The sequence below is a fragment of the Rhodococcus sp. IEGM 27 genome (assembly GCF_033142305.1).
GTDB lineage: Bacteria > Actinomycetota > Actinomycetes > Mycobacteriales > Mycobacteriaceae > Rhodococcus_F > Rhodococcus_F oxybenzonivorans.
On record NZ_JAWLSG010000003.1, the window covers coordinates 552,737 to 568,127 of the forward strand.

General features: G+C 64.2%; 14 protein-coding genes. 7 read left to right on the top strand and 7 right to left on the bottom strand.

The features are described from left to right. Nucleotides 1–7 precede the first annotated feature (7 nt). The 4 genes from R4P95_RS13450 (at nt 8) to R4P95_RS13465 (ending at nt 3,714) form a co-directional block, all read left to right on the top strand. A complete protein-coding gene (locus R4P95_RS13450) occupies nt 8–802 on the top strand; it encodes a hypothetical protein (protein ID WP_317744223.1) in 795 nt (264 codons plus the stop codon). Next, nucleotides 799–1,779: an RDD family protein gene (locus tag R4P95_RS13455; RefSeq protein WP_317744222.1), complete on the top strand. Its 981-nt coding sequence runs from the start codon at nt 799–801 to the stop codon at nt 1,777–1,779. The genes R4P95_RS13450 and R4P95_RS13455 overlap by 4 nt, the downstream gene beginning before the upstream one ends. A gap of 71 nt (nt 1,780–1,850) precedes the next feature. Continuing rightward, nucleotides 1,851–2,885 (top strand): ABC transporter ATP-binding protein, encoded by a 1,035-nt coding sequence (locus R4P95_RS13460; protein ID WP_213575974.1) that lies wholly within the window; start codon nt 1,851–1,853, stop codon nt 2,883–2,885. A 172-nt stretch (nt 2,886–3,057) separates the two neighbouring features. Continuing rightward, nucleotides 3,058–3,714 carry a TetR/AcrR family transcriptional regulator gene (locus R4P95_RS13465; RefSeq protein WP_317744221.1) on the top strand — a complete coding sequence of 219 codons (657 nt, stop codon included), beginning with the start codon at nt 3,058–3,060 and terminating at the stop codon, nt 3,712–3,714. A gap of 55 nt (nt 3,715–3,769) precedes the next feature. Here R4P95_RS13465 and R4P95_RS13470 read toward each other — a convergent pair whose 3' ends face one another. Then, a complete protein-coding gene (locus R4P95_RS13470) occupies nt 3,770–4,576 on the bottom strand; it encodes a crotonase/enoyl-CoA hydratase family protein (protein WP_317744220.1) in 807 nt (268 codons plus the stop codon). Between the two features lie 263 nt (nt 4,577–4,839). Between R4P95_RS13470 and R4P95_RS13475 the strand changes: the two genes are divergently transcribed. Further along, complete coding sequence (locus R4P95_RS13475; RefSeq protein WP_317744219.1) at nt 4,840–5,682, top strand: hypothetical protein; 843 nt, start codon at nt 4,840–4,842, stop codon at nt 5,680–5,682. 689 nt (nt 5,683–6,371) lie between these two features. Here the strand turns inward: R4P95_RS13475 and R4P95_RS13480 are convergent. From R4P95_RS13480 to R4P95_RS13495, 4 genes are read right to left on the bottom strand one after another with little or no spacing between them, the layout of a single operon-like run. Continuing rightward, nucleotides 6,372–7,808: an aldehyde dehydrogenase gene (locus R4P95_RS13480; RefSeq protein ID WP_317744218.1), complete on the bottom strand. Its 1,437-nt coding sequence runs from the start codon at nt 7,806–7,808 to the stop codon at nt 6,372–6,374. 37 nt (nt 7,809–7,845) lie between these two features. Continuing rightward, a complete protein-coding gene (locus R4P95_RS13485) occupies nt 7,846–8,952 on the bottom strand; it encodes an NAD(P)-dependent alcohol dehydrogenase (RefSeq protein ID WP_213577598.1) in 1,107 nt (368 codons plus the stop codon). Nucleotides 8,953–9,008: 56 nt separating this feature from the next. Then, nucleotides 9,009–10,232 (bottom strand): NAD(P)/FAD-dependent oxidoreductase, encoded by a 1,224-nt coding sequence (locus R4P95_RS13490; protein WP_317744217.1) that lies wholly within the window; start codon nt 10,230–10,232, stop codon nt 9,009–9,011. Between the two features lie 4 nt (nt 10,233–10,236). Continuing rightward, the gene (locus R4P95_RS13495; RefSeq protein ID WP_317744216.1) at nt 10,237–11,559 is read right to left on the bottom strand and encodes a cytochrome P450; all 1,323 of its coding nucleotides are present in this window, start codon (nt 11,557–11,559) and stop codon (nt 10,237–10,239) included. Nucleotides 11,560–11,899: 340 nt separating this feature from the next. Here R4P95_RS13495 and R4P95_RS13500 point away from each other — a divergent pair, with 340 nt between their 5' ends. After that, on the top strand, nt 11,900–12,220 hold the full coding sequence (locus tag R4P95_RS13500) for a 2Fe-2S iron-sulfur cluster-binding protein (protein WP_213575980.1): 321 nt from the start codon (nt 11,900–11,902) through the stop codon (nt 12,218–12,220). Nucleotides 12,221–12,228: 8 nt separating this feature from the next. Here the strand turns inward: R4P95_RS13500 and R4P95_RS13505 are convergent, their stop codons facing one another. Both R4P95_RS13505 and R4P95_RS13510 read right to left on the bottom strand, forming a co-directional pair. Continuing rightward, complete coding sequence (locus R4P95_RS13505) at nt 12,229–13,209, bottom strand: response regulator transcription factor (RefSeq protein WP_397517678.1); 981 nt, start codon at nt 13,207–13,209, stop codon at nt 12,229–12,231. Beyond that, nucleotides 13,202–14,344, bottom strand: coding sequence for a LuxR C-terminal-related transcriptional regulator (locus tag R4P95_RS13510; protein WP_317744215.1), 1,143 nt, complete (start codon nt 14,342–14,344; stop codon nt 13,202–13,204). The genes R4P95_RS13505 and R4P95_RS13510 overlap by 8 nt, the downstream gene beginning before the upstream one ends. 244 nt (nt 14,345–14,588) lie before the next feature. On the opposite strand from R4P95_RS13510, the gene R4P95_RS13515 reads away from it, so the two are divergent. Continuing rightward, on the top strand, nt 14,589–15,368 hold the full coding sequence (locus R4P95_RS13515; protein WP_317744214.1) for an enoyl-CoA hydratase/isomerase family protein: 780 nt from the start codon (nt 14,589–14,591) through the stop codon (nt 15,366–15,368). Nucleotides 15,369–15,391: the final 23 nt, after the last annotated feature.

Consider the following 15,391-nt stretch of genomic DNA (forward strand, 5'->3'; position numbering starts at 1 on the left):
GGCTGGGATGACGAAGACATCCACCAACACGTCACGATCGCGGGTCGACGACGACACCACGACCCTGCGCGCTCGCGCAATCGAAGCCCGCGCGGCCGCGGAGGCCGCACTTGCTGCCGCCGAGCGCGCCGCGAAAGCGGCAGAACCACGTCTGCGGGACGATTCCCCGGACCCGGCTGCCCACGAGCAGCCGCAGCGTCCGGCACGCCGGAGTGGTGCGTTGCGAGGGCGCCGGGGTACAACGACCTACCGCGCCGCAGTCGCGTTCCTCGTTGTGACCTCCCTCGCCGGATCCGCCTCCGGGGTCAAGGCATGGTGGGATCACCGTGCGGTCGAACAACACGATTCGGCGGACCAGGCCCTGATGCATTCTGCCGAAGGCGCAGTGGTGGAGCTAATTTCGACGAGCAAAGATGATCCCGACGCCTACGTGCGACGCATCCTCGACAACGCGGCCGGCCAGTGGCACGACGACTTCGATGCTCGCAAACAGACCGTCCTCGACACCATGAAAGCAGCGGGCAACGTCACCGTCGGCCACGCCGTCGAAAGCGGCATCGAGCGACGAAATGACGACGGCAGCACCACTGTCCTGGTGGCCGCTTCGGCGGACGGCAACATACCGCTCGCCGGGTCCGGTTCCGCCGACCCTGCCACTGGAGCGGCTGAAGATCAGGCCCAGCCGTCGGGCAGTGATCCCGGTATGACAGCGACGATCGAGCCACAGGAGTACCAACTGCGCGTGGACGTTGTCGAGGTCGACGGGCAACTCAAATTGTCGAAAGTGGGATTCGTCCAATGACGACACTGAACATCGATACCCAGGTGAAAGAAGAGAACGCGGAACCCAACCGCGGCAGCGCGGGGGAGCAGGGGGCATCTCTTGTGCGCCGCGCCCGGGCACTGGCAGTCGACATGTGCCCGGCCCTCGCCGCGGCGGCAACTGCTGGGGTGCTGTCCCACATTCTGGCGGGGCAGGTATGGGCCGTCCTGTGTTGGGGCATCGTGGCCGTGTCCGGGCTCTTCATCGTCGCCAACAGCGTCATCTGCCAGGGACGCACCGGGCGAACTGCCGGCAAGTACCTCGAGGGCCTCCGCACCGTATCCGTCACTACGGGAGCTCCGATCGGCATCGTCCGTGCAACGATCCGGGTAGCGTGCCTGCCCGTCGACGGGATCTTGTTCCTGATCGGACGGTTCTGGCCACTCCAACGGGGACAGCGGCGCACATTCGCCGACAACATCGCCAGATCAGTGGTCAGGACGTCCGATACCGGGGGACCAGCCGGCCGTGGGCGCCGACTCGGCTTGACGGCCGCAGCGATGATCCCGCTCGGTGCACTCCTCGTCCTCGTCCTGGTCCAATTCTTCGTCCAACGCGCCGGTGACCAGGAAGTCGTGGCAGCGCACGGATCCGTGACGCGGGTTGCTTCCGACGGCGCTGTAGCGCTGTTGTCGTACAAGCCCGACACCGTCGATCAGGATCTGGACGCCGCAAGGGGCGTGCTGACCGGCGACTTCCTCGAAACATACACAAAGCTGGCGAAGGATGTGGTCGCGCCAACGGCAAGAGACAAGCAGGTAACGATGCAGGCGTCCGCAGCAGGCTCTGCGGTCGAATCGGTGTCCGCAGACCAAGCATCGGTTCTCGTCTACATCAATCAGAGCACCACGACGGCAAGCAGTCCCGAAACGACGCAGTCACAGAATGCAATTCGGATCGGACTCACCCGCGTCGACGAGACCTGGTTGATCAGCCGATTCGAGCCGTTGTTCTGACAAACACTGCAGCGGATAGTGGCCACCGCTGCGTAGCACCAATCCCTAGGCCGTGAGAGTGAGGAAAAACAATGGGTGTCGAGGTAGCGGTCACCAATCTGACGAAGTCCTTCGGCTCGCAGAAGATTTGGCAGGACGTGTCGCTGACGCTTCCGCCCGGCGAGGTCAGCGCGTTGCTCGGCCCGTCGGGAACCGGTAAGTCGGTGTTCCTGAAGTCGCTGATCGGTCTGCTCCGCCCGGAGCAAGGATCGATCGTGATCGACGGTACCGACATCCTGGAGTGCTCGACCAAGGAGCTCTACGAGATCCGGAAGCTGTTCGGCGTGCTGTTCCAGGACGGCGCCCTGTTCGGGTCGATGAACCTCTACGACAATGTGGCCTTCCCGCTGCGCGAGCACACCAAGAAGAGTGAGTCCGAGATCCGCGCGATCGTGATGGAAAAGCTCGAGCTGACCGGACTGATCGGCGCCGAGACAAAACTGCCCGGCGAAATCTCCGGAGGCATGCGCAAGCGCGCCGGCCTGGCCCGGGCCCTTGTGCTGGACCCGCAGATCATCCTTGTCGACGAGCCCGACTCCGGCCTGGACCCGGTCCGCACCACCTACATCTCCCAGACGTTGATCGATATCAACGCCGAGATCGATGCGACGATCCTGATCGTCTCGCACAACATCAACCTCGCCCGCACGGTGCCGGACAACATCGGCATGCTCTTCCGCCGCCAACTGGTGATGTTCGGACCCCGCGAGGTGCTGCTCACGAGCGAGGAGCCGGTGGTCAAGCAGTTCCTCAACGGCACCATGATCGGCCCGATCGGCATGTCCGAGGAGAAGGACGACGCACAGATGGCCGCGGAGCAGGCCATGGTCGACGCGGGTCACCACGCCGGCGGTGTCGACGACGTCGAGGGCATCGTCCCGCAGATGAAGGCCACCCCCGGCATGCCATTCCGCCAAGCCGTCGCCCGCAGGCAAGAAAGGGTGCGCGAGATCATGGACACTCTGCCCTTCAGCGCCCAGCTCGCGATCCAGGAAAGCTTCGAATCAACCTCGATCACAGAAGAATTTCCGGCCGTCATCACGGACGAGATGTACGCGGTCGACTAGCTCCGACCAACCCCGATAAACTCACGAAGAAGAGAGATCACATGATCATCGACCTGGTAGACCCGATCCAGAACCTCGTCACCGCGATTGCATGGCTACTCCTTAGAGGCCACCTCCCTCCATTGTAAAACTGCGAACCCACATCGACAGACGACCGACCCAGGCAGGACCAATGGCTTCACGGCGCCGAGTACCGTCAGCAGTAGTCGACGAGGCAACAGCGGTGCTCGACGAACCGGATTGGCGATATGCGGCGCAACCAGCATTGTCACCCATTCTCCACGGAGCCCTGGACGCCTTCTACGAAAACGGGTTTCGCGGAACGACGGTGCGGGAGATTTCTCAACGCGCAGGCGTGACGATGCCCACGCTGTACTACCATCACGGGAACAAGGAAGGCATCTTTACCGCACTGCTCGAGTGTGCGACCAAAGATGTCCTCGCCCGCGCGTACGCCGCGCGGGACGATGGCGGGGGCAAGCCGGAGGTCCGACTGACCTATGTGGTCGAATCGATACTCCTCGGAACTCTCACCAACCCCCGGATGGTGGCATTGAAGCCGGATATTCGGTTTCTCAGCGCACCGAATCGCGACCGCTTCGAGCGTGTGCGAACGGGGATCGAACGTCTGCTCCTCGGGATCGTACGAGAGGGGCGCAGGCGCGGGGTATTCACTGTCGCGGATCCCGTGCTCATCACTAGGGCATTGCTCGACATGTGTGATGCCGTTGCCGGCTGGTACGTCGAGTGTCCGCCCGAACACCACGCCGTCGCCCAGAAATACGGCGCCATTGCACTGAACGCGGTGGGCTATCGGGTGGACGGCTAGATCGGGGATCCTCCAGTGCACCCGAAGCGCGGAGTACGCTTCAATAGAACGTGATTCATTCCGGATCGATGAACGAGGCGGCGCGCCCGGAGACGCCCGCAGCGACAGCGGCGACCTGGTTTGGTGTACCCAGAAGTCCCAATTGAAGCCTGGACTCCAGGGCCAGCGCACCCGCTGTGTCGCCGCCACTCCAGGTCTCATCGTAGAGTCGCTTTGCCGCCCGGATCGCATCCGGCGACTTCTCGGCGATGTCATCCGCCAATTCGAGTGCTGCAGTGAGCGGGTCATCCGCCGTGCGAGTAACCAACCCTAACGATCTCGCCTCCAGACCCGAAACGATACGTCCGGTGAAAGTTAGTTCCTTCGCCACATCGACGCGCATAACACCAGGTAGGGACTGAGTGATAGCCATGTCCGGCACCAGTCCCCACTTGACCTCCATGAGGGACAACCGGGCGTCGGGCGCAGCGATTCGGATGTCGGCACCGAGCGCGATCTGCAAACCGCCACCGAAGCAATTTCCTGTGATCGCTGCGATCACCGGCACAGGAACTCTGGACCAGTCATACGCCGCCCGCTGGGCGAAATTGGCAAGCCGGCCGTCCTCCCGGACGAACAGGGCGTCGATGCCCCCCGCTGAATCAGCAAGAAAACTCGAAATATCCAAACCCGAACAAAAGCTGCGCCCCTCGCCATGAAGCACAACCGCTCTCACCGTGCGATCTGTAGCGAGGCGATCTGCGGCCTCGAGCAACCCTTCGAACATAGCCTTGTCCAACGCATTGTGCTTGTCGGCACGGACCATCGTGACAATCGCTACACCGCTGTCGCCCATACGAATACGAATTCGCTTATCACTCATGTGGTTGACTCTAACTCTGGACTGCTCGACTTGAAAACCGCTCGCGAGACTATTCGTCCCTCGATCCTCGATACTCGCTCCTCCCGGCGAGGTCACCCCGGCATTGGTCCTTTCCCCTGCGGCCGACGCCTACCCCCAAAGTGCGATTCCCTACCCCCCTGGGGAGATGTGTGACATCGCGTTGTGCACCTACCCTCGAGGGGCCGTTGGCTTACCAGCCGCGGATTGGCGGTTCGTGCAAAGATGTTGGACTAGGAGTAGCTATGGGGCGCATGCCATCCGAGGTCATGCAGCATGAACTCGACATGCTCTGGCAGAGTATTTTCACCTGGCTGAGTTGGGTCATAGTCGCCATTATGCTGGCCATTGCCTTCCGAATGTGCGTCCGGCAGCGGACTCCCTTTTATCTGCTGGCGTGTCTGGCGGCCGGTATCGCGGCCTTCGCTGAACCGCTCTACGATGTAGCGTTTGACCTCTGGTTCTACGACGTCCACAACGGAGAGCCGGGAGCGATGTATTCCCACTTCACTGCGTTCGGCGTCGTTCAGCCGAACTGGTCGCATAGCGGCTACATCATCTTGTACGCGAGCGCCTGCCTCTACGCGGGCCGCCGCATGTACGAGGGGAGCCTGCGACGCAAGCACCTTTTCCTCATCTGGGTTGCCGAGATCATCACCTCGTGCGTATTCGAGATCATCGGTACCGGTACGAATGTCTATACCTATTACGGCCCGTACGAATTGCGGATCTGGAACTATCCGTTGGTCATCGGTGTACTCGAGGGAACCCAGGTTGTGCTGTTTACTGTACTGGCGGTGCAGCTCTGGCGGCGGGTGTCCACTGCGTGGGGCCTCATCGGCCTCTTAGCGGTCTTCCCCGTCACAATGTTCGGTGCGAACTTCGGCCTCGGCGCACCGATCATCATCGCGCTACATCTCGAGGAGTCCGAATTCTCTAGCGGAATAGTTTGGGCAGCAACCCTGCTCACCATGACGCTGTGCACTCTGGCGGTAAACGGCGCGAGTAAGTTTCTTCCTCGGCCGTTTGCTACGCCCGAGCCGGATGGCGCGCCGGCTCGGAAGGCAGACGCGGTCACGGCAGCTTGAGCGGGAGAGCCACATTGCGCCCGGAGGAGCGGCCGCGACAGTGGTAATCGACCAAGCTTTTCCTGCCGAAGGGCTTGGGCGATGGCAACCTTCTCCGCGTCACTGCGTGTCCTGAAGGTCACTCCGGTCACCTCCACCCCGACGGCAGCCTGTCCACATCAGCACCCACCGAACCCGAGTCCACGTCGTCATTAATCTACGACCCCGCCGATGCGGCACTCGGTGACCTCGTATCTCGAGTCAGGGACATGGTTCGAAGCGACCACCGCCAGCGGCGATAGGACTTTGAAACTGCCGATTATGCCGAAATAACCTGCCGGACACTCCGCGCGTCCGGTGGTGTCGGCCGAACCCACTGCATCCCGCCGCGGTTGCAGGAACCGGCGGACCGTCTTGTCGCTGCCGTGGTATCCGCGGGCGGGAGCACCGTCATGATGGAGCTGCGTTCCATGGCAAGTCTGAGATCCCAAATCGCCGCGCCCCCCAATGAGAAGGACGGTCTGGCCGTGAACACGGCAGGGACGAAGCTGAACTCGGGCATGATATGTTCGCCCCCGCCCCCAAAGCGTGCCCACTTCACGGCGGAATCGAGCATGGCGAGCTCTTCTATGGTCTCGGCGTCTCCGGTGCCCACTGCCTGGAAAGCCGGTGCGGCCATGCGATTCCTCGCACGGCCGCACCCGACCGGGTCATCTCACGTCGAGGTAGATGCTCTTGAGCTGCTGGTAGCTCGCGAGGCCTTCGGGTCCGAGTTCGCGGCCGAGGCCGCTGTTCTTGATGCCACCGAAGGGGGCGGTGGGGTCGTTGGTGTAGCCGTTGATGCCGACGGTTCCGGTGGCGATGTGGCGGGCGAATTGGGCGCCGCGTTCGGGGTCGGCGGTCCAGACGGAGCCGCCGAGTCCGTAGTCGGAGTGGTTGGCGATGGTGATGGCTTCGGTCTCGTCGGTGTAGGGGATGACGGACAGGACGGGGCCGAAGATTTCTTCCTGGGCGATGGTGTGGCCCGTGTCGACGTCGGCGAAGACGGTGGGTTCGACGAACCAGCCGTGGTCGAGTTTGTCGGGTCGGCGGCCGCCGGTGGTGACGCGTCCGCCGTCGGCGCGGCCCTTGTCGATGTAGCTTTCGACGCGGTGGCGTTGTCGGGCGGAGACGAGTGGTCCCATCTGGGTGGTGTCGGAGAGGGGGTCGCCGACCGAGATGACTCTGGCGAGGTCGGTGATGGTGTCGACGATCTCGGTGTAGCGGGAGCGCGGTGCGAGGACGCGGGTGCCGAGCCAGCAGATCTGTCCGTTGTTGAGAAGTGTTGCTGCATAGAAGGATTCGAGGTTGGCGGCGAGGTCGGCGTCGTCCAGAATGACGGCAGCGGATTTGCCGCCGAGTTCGAGGGTGACGGGGCGGAGTAGTTCGCCGCAGGTGCGGCCGATGGCGCGGCCGGCGGCGGTGGAGCCGGTGAAGGACACCTTGTCGATGCCGGGGTGAGCGACGAGGTAGGCGCCGAGTTCTCGGCCGCCGGGAACGATATTGAGTACCCCGGCGGGAAGTCCGGCGGCGATGGCGGCCTCGGCCATGAGGAACGCGTCGAGCACCGTCTCGGGGGAGGGCTTGAGGACGACGGTGCACCCGGCGGCGAGGGCGGGGGCGAGTTTGAGGAACGTGATGGCCTGCGGCACGTTCCACGGGACGATGGCGCCGACGACGCCGATCGGGGAGCGGGTGACGAGGGTGGAGCCGCCGAGCATGCCGGGCCGGATCTCGTCTTCCTGCTTCGCCGCCATCTCGGCGTAATAGCGGAGCAGGACGGGCGGGAAGCCGCCCTCGAACTGCCGGGCGAGGGTGATGGGCATGCCGTTCTGGCTGCTCACCCGGGTCGCGGTGTCTTCGGCGCGGGATTCGAGTTCGTCGGCGAAGCGGCCGAGGACCTCGGCGCGCTGGGCCGCGGTCCGGGACCCCCAGTCGGTGAGAGCGGTGCGGGCGGCCTCGACGGCGTCGTCGATGTCGGTGTCGGTGCCCTCCGGCACGGAGCCGATCTGCTGCTCGGTGGTCGGGGAGATGACCGAGATGGTCGCATCGCCGGACGGCCGTGCCCATTCGCCGCGGATGTAGAGATCGGGGTAGTCGATCGTCATCTGGGTGTCCTTCGTCAATGAGGTTCGGAGTGGGTGGTCAGTGGTGCACGAGGACGGGTTTGAGGACCTCGCCGCGGTGCTGGGCGTCGATCGCGTCGTTGATTTTCGCGAAGGGGAAAGTGGTGACGAGTTTGTCGAGGGGGAATCTGCCCGCCTTGTACAGCTCGACCAGTTCGGGGATGAAGTCGTCGGGGACGCTGTCGCCCTCGATGATTCCGGTGATGGTCAGCCCCATGGCGAGGGAGTTGATGATGTTCAGCGGCACCGACGACTCCGGGTCGGCGGGCACGCCGATGAGACCGATCTTGCCGTGGAAGGTCATGGCGCCGACGAGGGATTCGATCACGGCGGGGATGCCGGAGGTGTCGATGGCATAGTCCACCCCGGCGGGGATGATGGCCCGGACCTGCTCGGCGACCGGCCCGGCGGTGGGGTCGATGACGTGGGTGGCGCCGAGTTCGAGGGCGAGATCACGCCTCGACTGGTGCGGTTCGACGGCGATGATGGTCGCGCAGCCGCGGACGACAGCGCCCATCACGGCGGCGAGGCCGACGGAACCGGCGCCGGCGACGAGCACGGCCGATCCGGGTCGGCAGTTCAGTGAGCGCATCACCGCACCTGCGCCGGTTTGGATCCCGCAGCCCAGGGGTGCGAGGAGTTCGGCGGGGACGTCGCCCGGGACCTTCACGACGTTGCGTTCGAACGCGATGCTGTGGGTGGCGAAGGAGGACTGGCCGAAGAACAGGCCGGTCAGGGACTCGCCGTCGGTGGTGGTGATCGGTCCGGTGCCGTCGTCGCGGACGCCGTCGTAGGCGAGGTGCATGAACTGGTGGCAGTACGAGGGCGCCCCGGTGGTGCAGGACGGACAGGTACCGCAACTGTTGAAGGTGATGGCGACCCGATCACCCGGGGCGACTTTGGTGACACCGTCACCGACTTCCCTGACGATGCCGCATCCTTCGTGTCCGAGGACGGCGGGCAGTGCGGTCGGCAGGGCCCCGTCGCGGGCGGCGAGGTCGGTGTGACAGATACCGACCGCCTCGATCTCCACGAGTACCTCACCGGCGCGAGGGCCTTCGATGGTGATCGGCTCGAGGGTGAACTCGGTGCGCGGTTCTCTCGCGACTGCTGCGAATGCTTCCATCGTCATTACTCCATGTCTTGAAGGCCGGCACGTGAGACCGGCCGAAATCGAAATGCTCAGAGAACGGCTTCCCGCAAAGAAATAACGGGATCTGCGAGCGCGGCGGGGTCGATCTTGGTGCGGTTGCCGATGAATTTTTTGCCCGCCATGAATTCAGCTGCGGCATTGACGGTCTCGACGGCGACCGGAATGCCGTCGGTGTTCAGATGGAAGAGGGTGAAGGAGGACTCGGAGGGGTTGCCACGCAGCACAGCTCTCGTGTCGGGACCGACCATCCCTGCCATCTTCATTTTCAGGTCGAACTGGTCCGACCAGAACCACGGTACCTCGTGCGGCGGCATGGGCCCACCCATGATTACCGCCGCCGCCTGCTTCGCCTGTTCGACTGCGCTGGGGATGCTTTCGAGTCGCACCATCTTGCCGAGGGTGTCGTGCAGTCGGTAGGTCACGTCCCCGATCGCAAGAACGTGCGGGTCGCTGGTGCGTGCCGAACCGTCCACGACGATACCCGCGAGGCATTCGATACCCGATTCCCTGGCCAGCGCGTCGTTCGGGATCGCACCGACACCCACCAGAACCATGTCGCAGGGGATTTCGGTTCCGTCCCCCAGCGCGACCCCCTCGACCCGTCCGTCCGTGCCTGAGATCTCGCGGACCTCGGCGCCAGTGATGATGCGAGTTCCACGGTCTCGATGGAATTGGGTGAGCACGCTGGATAATTCGGGACTGGCGACCCGCGCCAGCACCCTGTCTTCCCGTTCGATCACCGTGACGTCGCATCCGCGCGCCCGGGCCGACGCTGCGACTTCGAGCCCTACGTAACCACCGCCGATGATGGCGAGTGCCGATCCGGTGTGCACGGCGTCGCGCAGCAGCGTGGCGTCGGCGAGCGTGCGCAGACTGAGCACGCCCTCGAGATCGCTCCCCGGCAACGTCAAGGTTCGCGGCGCGGCGCCTGTCGCGAGGACGAGTGTCGTGTACTCGAGTACTGTGCCGGACGCCGTCGTCGCGGTTCGGGCGTCGCGGTCGATACCCACCACCGAGTCTCCCAGCAGCGTCTCGATCGCGTTGTCGGCGTAGAACGCTTCCGGTTTGAGCCACTGGACGAACTCGTCGTCGGCGTACTTCTTCGACAGTGGCGGGCGGTGATAGGGCGGGTGAGTTTCGTCGCCGCACAGGACGATGCGGCCGTCGAACTTCTGTTGCCGCAGCATGCCGGCGAGGGTGCCGCCGGCATGCCCGGCCCCGACGATCACCACGGTGGGTGCTGGGTGCGACATTGGGCTACCTGGTGAACTGGATCTGGACGGGCATGTTCTTGAGTCCGCCGACGAAGTTGGTCTGGATCATCTTGGTGTCGTCCACCAGCTCCAGCGACTCGATGTGGGGGAGCAACTCCTCGAACATGATCTTGAGTTCCAGCTTCGCCAGGTGCTGCCCGATGCACATGTGCGGGCCGTAGCCGAACGCGATGTGCTTGTTGGGCCGGCGGGTCGGGTCGAAGCGGTCGGGATCCGGGATGACGTCGGCGTCACGGTTGCCCGACTGGTAGAGAAGCATGAATCGGTCGCCCTTCTTGATGTCGCGACCGCGGAGCGTGTAGTCCTGGGTTGCCTGTCGCATGAAGTGCTTGACCGGCGATGCCCAGCGCAGCGATTCGTTGACGATGTGTGGAGCGAGCGCCAGGTCCGCTTTCGCCTTTGCCAGCAGGTCGGGGTTGCGGCCGAGTTCGAGCATGCCGCCGGCGAGGGTGCTCGACGTGGTGTCGTGTCCCGCGGTGGCGATCGCGATGAAGTAGCCGTACGCCACTTCGTTGGGGTAGTACTCGCCACTCTCGTTGCGCGCCACCGAGATGATCGTCGCGAGATCGTCACGCGGGTTGGCTCGACGGTCCTCCAGCAGTCGCTCGAAGTAGGCGTAGAAGTCCTGAATTGTGGCCACCCACTGCTTCGCGGCGGCGTCCGGGGTGAGCGGTTCGACATCCTCACGGACGGCGTCGGGATCGGCGGTGCCGAAGAATTCTTGCGTAAGCGCCATCATCCGAGGCTCGTCCGATTCGGGTACCCCGAACAGGCTCATGATGACGTGCAGGGGGTAGTGGAGTGCGAAGTCCTTGACGAAATCGATCCGCCCATCCGTCTCCAGGAGCCTGCTGACGGCGGCCTTGGCCAGGTCGCGGATAACCGTTTCCCACTTGGCGAGGTTGGTCGGCCGGAACCAGTCCAGCGCGATGTCCTTGATCGCGGTGTGCTCCGGAGGATCGAGGTAGGTGAGGGTCTCGAGGATGCGGAGGCTGCCGTTGTTGATGCTCTTGGTGAACGCGTCACCGGCCTGGTTCGCCAGTATCGGATTGACGGACCCCTTGTCTTCACCCCCAGCGCTGGTGAAGATGTCGGGCTGGCGCTCGATCTCCATGATGTCGGCGTGCTTGCTCACCAGCCAGATGGGGTCGTAGCCCTCCACCTCGGCGCGGCCGAGGGGATTGTTCTCCCGCAACCAGCGGTAGGCCTCGAACAAAGCGTCGTTGTCCCGGTGTCCTTCGGGAAGAACGATTTGACGGGCGACGGCGTCCGGAATCAGTTCCGTGACCTGTTCTGTGGTGCTCATCAATTCCCCTTCGTGGTGCAGTGAGTTCCGGCGCCGGGTGTCGCGGCGCCCTCGCCGACTGGAGTGACATCAGCCTGTCAGTCACGAGAGTGAGGGGCATCACACCATTGATGGAAAGTTGTCTACCTAATGGGGTACGTGTGCTGAGTCACGCAGTTGGTGGCGGTCTCGTGCCGCGGAACTTCACCCCACTGGAGGGGGGTAATACGTCGAAGTGGTGATGTGCGGTTCAGTGACCCGCGACACAATTGGTACAGAACGCGGCCGAATCCCGGGACGGCAACCCACTCGGCGAGAGAGACCGCGCAGACGTTCACAGATCACCCCGAAGGAGATTGCCATGCCCACCGTCGTATACCAGCTGCCCGACGGCTCGACCTCGTCCGTCGACGTTCCAGCAGGCCAGAGCGTGATGGACGGGTCGGTGCGTAACAACCTTCCCGGCATCGTCGCCGAATGCGGCGGTAGCTGCTCGTGCGCCACCTGTCACGTGTACCTCGATGAAAACTCCTGCGGGTCGTTCGAGGAGCCGACATTGGAGGAACAAGACCTGCTCGAGTTCCTCGACGGCGTACAGCCGTGTTCTCGCCTCGCGTGCCAGCTCGTGCTGAGGCCGGATGTGGATACCGTCACGGTGACCGTCCCGTCCTCGGACGCCTGACGTCGGAGTCACCGGGTGGTGGACTGATACTTCGCGATCAATTCGGCGCGGTTGGTGGCGCCGAGTTTGCGGAGGATGTGTTTCACATGCGACTTGACCGTATCGACCGTGATGAACAGTTCGGCGGCGATGGTGGAGTTCGACGCGCCGGTGAGAATCAGCCGCACGACGTCCGCCTCGCGTTCGGTCAGCGGGTCGAGCAGTCGCCGATCGGCGTCGTCCTGCTCGGTCCCGGCCGACGCGAGGTCGGGAGAACCTGTGGTCACCGCGTCGAAGTCCGTGTCGCCGGTCCACCGCTGGACACCTTCTCGGAGAAGGGCGTCCTGGCGGTCGCGGCGGGATTCGAGCCCGACCCGCTCGAAACACCCGCCCAGCACCTCGGCGAACACTCCCAGGGCGTGGCGCCTCGCGCCGTCGAGTGATGTACCGACGTGGAGCAGCGCAGCAGCGATCCCGTCGACGACGACGGGGACGACGGTGAATCCGTTGACGCCCAGCGCCTCTCGAAGCTCGGCGCGAACGTGGGTGCCGACCGTGACCGCGTTCGTCTCGAGGGCGTGCTCTTCGGGTGAGCCTGCCAGGAGACCGAACTCGGCGGGGAACGACGGTGCTGTCTCGGGGGCGGCACTGAACGAGGTGACGGGGACGATCCGGTCGCCATCGAGGCGGGAGAGGACCACCTTGTCCGCGGTGCAGAGTTCGGCGACGCGTTCACACGCTCGCCGCATGAGTTCCGCACTCGAGGCGGCATCGTCGAGTGCGTGCACGGCGCGATCGATACTCCTCGCGATGGCATCGATCTCGGCGGTCCGCGTCGAAGCGAGCGTGTTTCTGCGGTCGAGTAGGTCGACGAGACGCCGGCCGAGTTCGACGGCGTGCTCCGAACTCGCTGTGCGCATTTCGGTGAGGATGTCCGAGATGGCGCGATCGAGTTCGTCGTCCGCAGTGTTCTCGCCGGGTTGCGATGCGGAGCGGGGAACGTCAGCCACCGTTCACCGTCTTGGCATGGGCACCCGTCTTGGCATGGGCACACAGCGCTGCCACCTCGGCTCGCGTCGAGACGCCGAGTTTCTTGAAGATCCGCTGGACATGGGACTTGACGGTGCCGTCGGAAATGCACAGCCGCCGAGAGATGGTGCCGTTTGTCGCGCCCGTCGCCATCAGCGTCAACACCTCACGCTCGCGGGCCGTCAGCGTGTGCGCGCGAGGGATGGCGGGTGCTTGCGCATTGACATCCGTACTCGGCGCGCCTGCGGGGGGTTCGCTGGTACCCAGTTCCGGCATCGTGACGGGTGCCTGCTCGAGATGTCGCAGTGCGCGAGTGAGGCGTTGGATCTCGGCGTCGACGTGCTCGTTGCGCGCAGAGATTTGTTGCCGCAGGTCGGCGCGTTCCCTCACCGACGCGCAGACACCTGCCAGCGCTCCGACGATATGGACATCGGTGTCGGTCAGGCTGTCGCTCTGGCGGTCCACGTGAATCATTGCCACCGTGCGTGAGTCGACGACGATGGGGACCGCAATGTATCCCGCCGGACGTGACAGGTCGATAAGAGGGCGGTACGTGTGCCGGTAGGTGTCCACGCCGTCTACGGCATACGGCCGACGGCGGCGGACCAGTTCGGCTTCGCGGGGCGCCTCGCGCAGCGAGATCTCCCGGCCGTCGATCGCCGTGACGAGTTCGTGGAAGTCTTCGGTCAGGCTGGGGTTGACCGCTAGCGCAATGGGAGACCAGGTGGAACCGCGAACCACGGAGAACATCGCCTTGCCGTATCCCAGGCTCGTGCACAATTCCTGCGTCACTGTCCGGGCGATGTGGTCGGCGCGGGCATCGATGGCGCGGACCACCTGCTGCAACGCCTCGAACTGCTCGGTATGGACGTGTAGCCGGCGAGCGATGTCGTCACGGCTCGCGGTGTCGAGTCGTGTCACGAGTTCCGCGAGGCGCACAGCTAGCTCGGCTGACTCGGGGCCTTCCCGCAGTTTCCGGGCCGCGAACGCGCGGATCACTGTCAGATCCGGCTCGCCGTCCGCCAAGCGGACGAGGTTCGGTTCGCTCCCCAGTAGCTCATGCAACTCGGCAACTGCTTGCTGGGCAAGCTCGAACGGACTCGTCGAAATGACCACTCACTACTCCTTGCGCCGCGGCTGCCGCACGGACGGCGACGACGCTGCCGCACGCCCTGTGACACGCAGCACAGTATAGATCGGTGTCACCTGGGCGTTTCATCGCCGCCGCGAGCCTCCTCACCAATGTATATGGTCAGTCCAAATTCGTCACCCACTTCGGGAAAATCGCACCGGTTCTTGTTTTCAGTAGTGACCGAGTACTAGGGTCGAATGGTACGACCAAAGTGGAAGGATTCGCACGATGAGGCAGCCTGTCCGATACGACCTCGACGAGCATGTCGCCGTCCTCACTCTCGATCGCCCCGAAACCCGCAACGCGCTGTCCGACGACCTGCTCGACGAGCTGCTCGCCGCGTTCGAACGCGCTCGGGACGACGACGACGTGCGGGTCGTCGTGCTGGCCTCGTCGCACGAGAAGATCTTCTCAGCGGGCGGCGACCTCAAGGCGTTCGCGAGCGAGACGCCGACAATCGTCAAATTCGCCGGGCTGGATCGCTTCCCGCGGCTGTATCAACTCATCGGCGGCCTCGGGAAGCCGGTCATCTGCGCGGCGGGAGGGGACGTGCTCGCCGGCGCGTTCGGTCTCGCGCTCGCGTGCGACTTCGTGCTCGCCAAGGAGTCGGTCACGTTCGGATGCCCGGAGATCAATGTCGGCGTCTTCCCGTTCATGATCTCCGCCTTGATCTACCGGAATGTCGGGCGGCTCAAGGCGAACGAGCTGATGATGTGTGGCGAGTCGATCACCGCCGCGGAAGCGCTCGAATTGGGGCTCGTCAACCGGGTCATTCCGGACGGGGAATTCGACACCGCAGTGCAGGAATGGGCGCGCCGGCTTGCGAGCAAGTCGCCGCTCCTTATGCGTCTCGGCAAGGACGCGATCAACAACACCCGCGACATGTCTCTGCCCGACGCCCTCACGGCGCTGCAATCCCAGCTTGCGCTCGCGTTCACGACCGAGGATATCGCCGAGGGCGTTACTGCGTTTCGCGAAAAGCGTTCTCCTGTATGGACGATGCGATAAGAGCGGAAGCGGCAATCCGTTGC

Bases quoted from the DNA above. Each gene is read 5' to 3' on its own strand.
- R4P95_RS13450 (WP_317744223.1), top strand. From the start codon at position 8: ATGACGAAGACATCCACCAACACGTCACGATCGCGGGTCGACGACGAC.
- R4P95_RS13500 (WP_213575980.1), top strand. From the start codon at position 11,900: ATGCCCACCGTCGTATACCAGCTGCCCGACGGCTCGACCTCGTCCGTC.
- R4P95_RS13490 (WP_317744217.1), bottom strand. From the start codon at position 10,232: ATGTCGCACCCAGCACCCACCGTGGTGATCGTCGGGGCCGGGCATGCC.
- R4P95_RS13470 (WP_317744220.1), bottom strand. From the start codon at position 4,576: ATGAGTGATAAGCGAATTCGTATTCGTATGGGCGACAGCGGTGTAGCG.
- R4P95_RS13485 (WP_213577598.1), bottom strand. From the start codon at position 8,952: ATGGAAGCATTCGCAGCAGTCGCGAGAGAACCGCGCACCGAGTTCACC.
- R4P95_RS13465 (WP_317744221.1), top strand. From the start codon at position 3,058: ATGGCTTCACGGCGCCGAGTACCGTCAGCAGTAGTCGACGAGGCAACA.
- R4P95_RS13460 (WP_213575974.1), top strand. From the start codon at position 1,851: ATGGGTGTCGAGGTAGCGGTCACCAATCTGACGAAGTCCTTCGGCTCG.
- R4P95_RS13515 (WP_317744214.1), top strand. From the start codon at position 14,589: ATGAGGCAGCCTGTCCGATACGACCTCGACGAGCATGTCGCCGTCCTC.
- R4P95_RS13475 (WP_317744219.1), top strand. From the start codon at position 4,840: ATGGGGCGCATGCCATCCGAGGTCATGCAGCATGAACTCGACATGCTC.
- R4P95_RS13455 (WP_317744222.1), top strand. From the start codon at position 799: ATGACGACACTGAACATCGATACCCAGGTGAAAGAAGAGAACGCGGAA.
- R4P95_RS13495 (WP_317744216.1), bottom strand. From the start codon at position 11,559: ATGAGCACCACAGAACAGGTCACGGAACTGATTCCGGACGCCGTCGCC.
- R4P95_RS13480 (WP_317744218.1), bottom strand. From the start codon at position 7,808: ATGACGATCGACTACCCCGATCTCTACATCCGCGGCGAATGGGCACGG.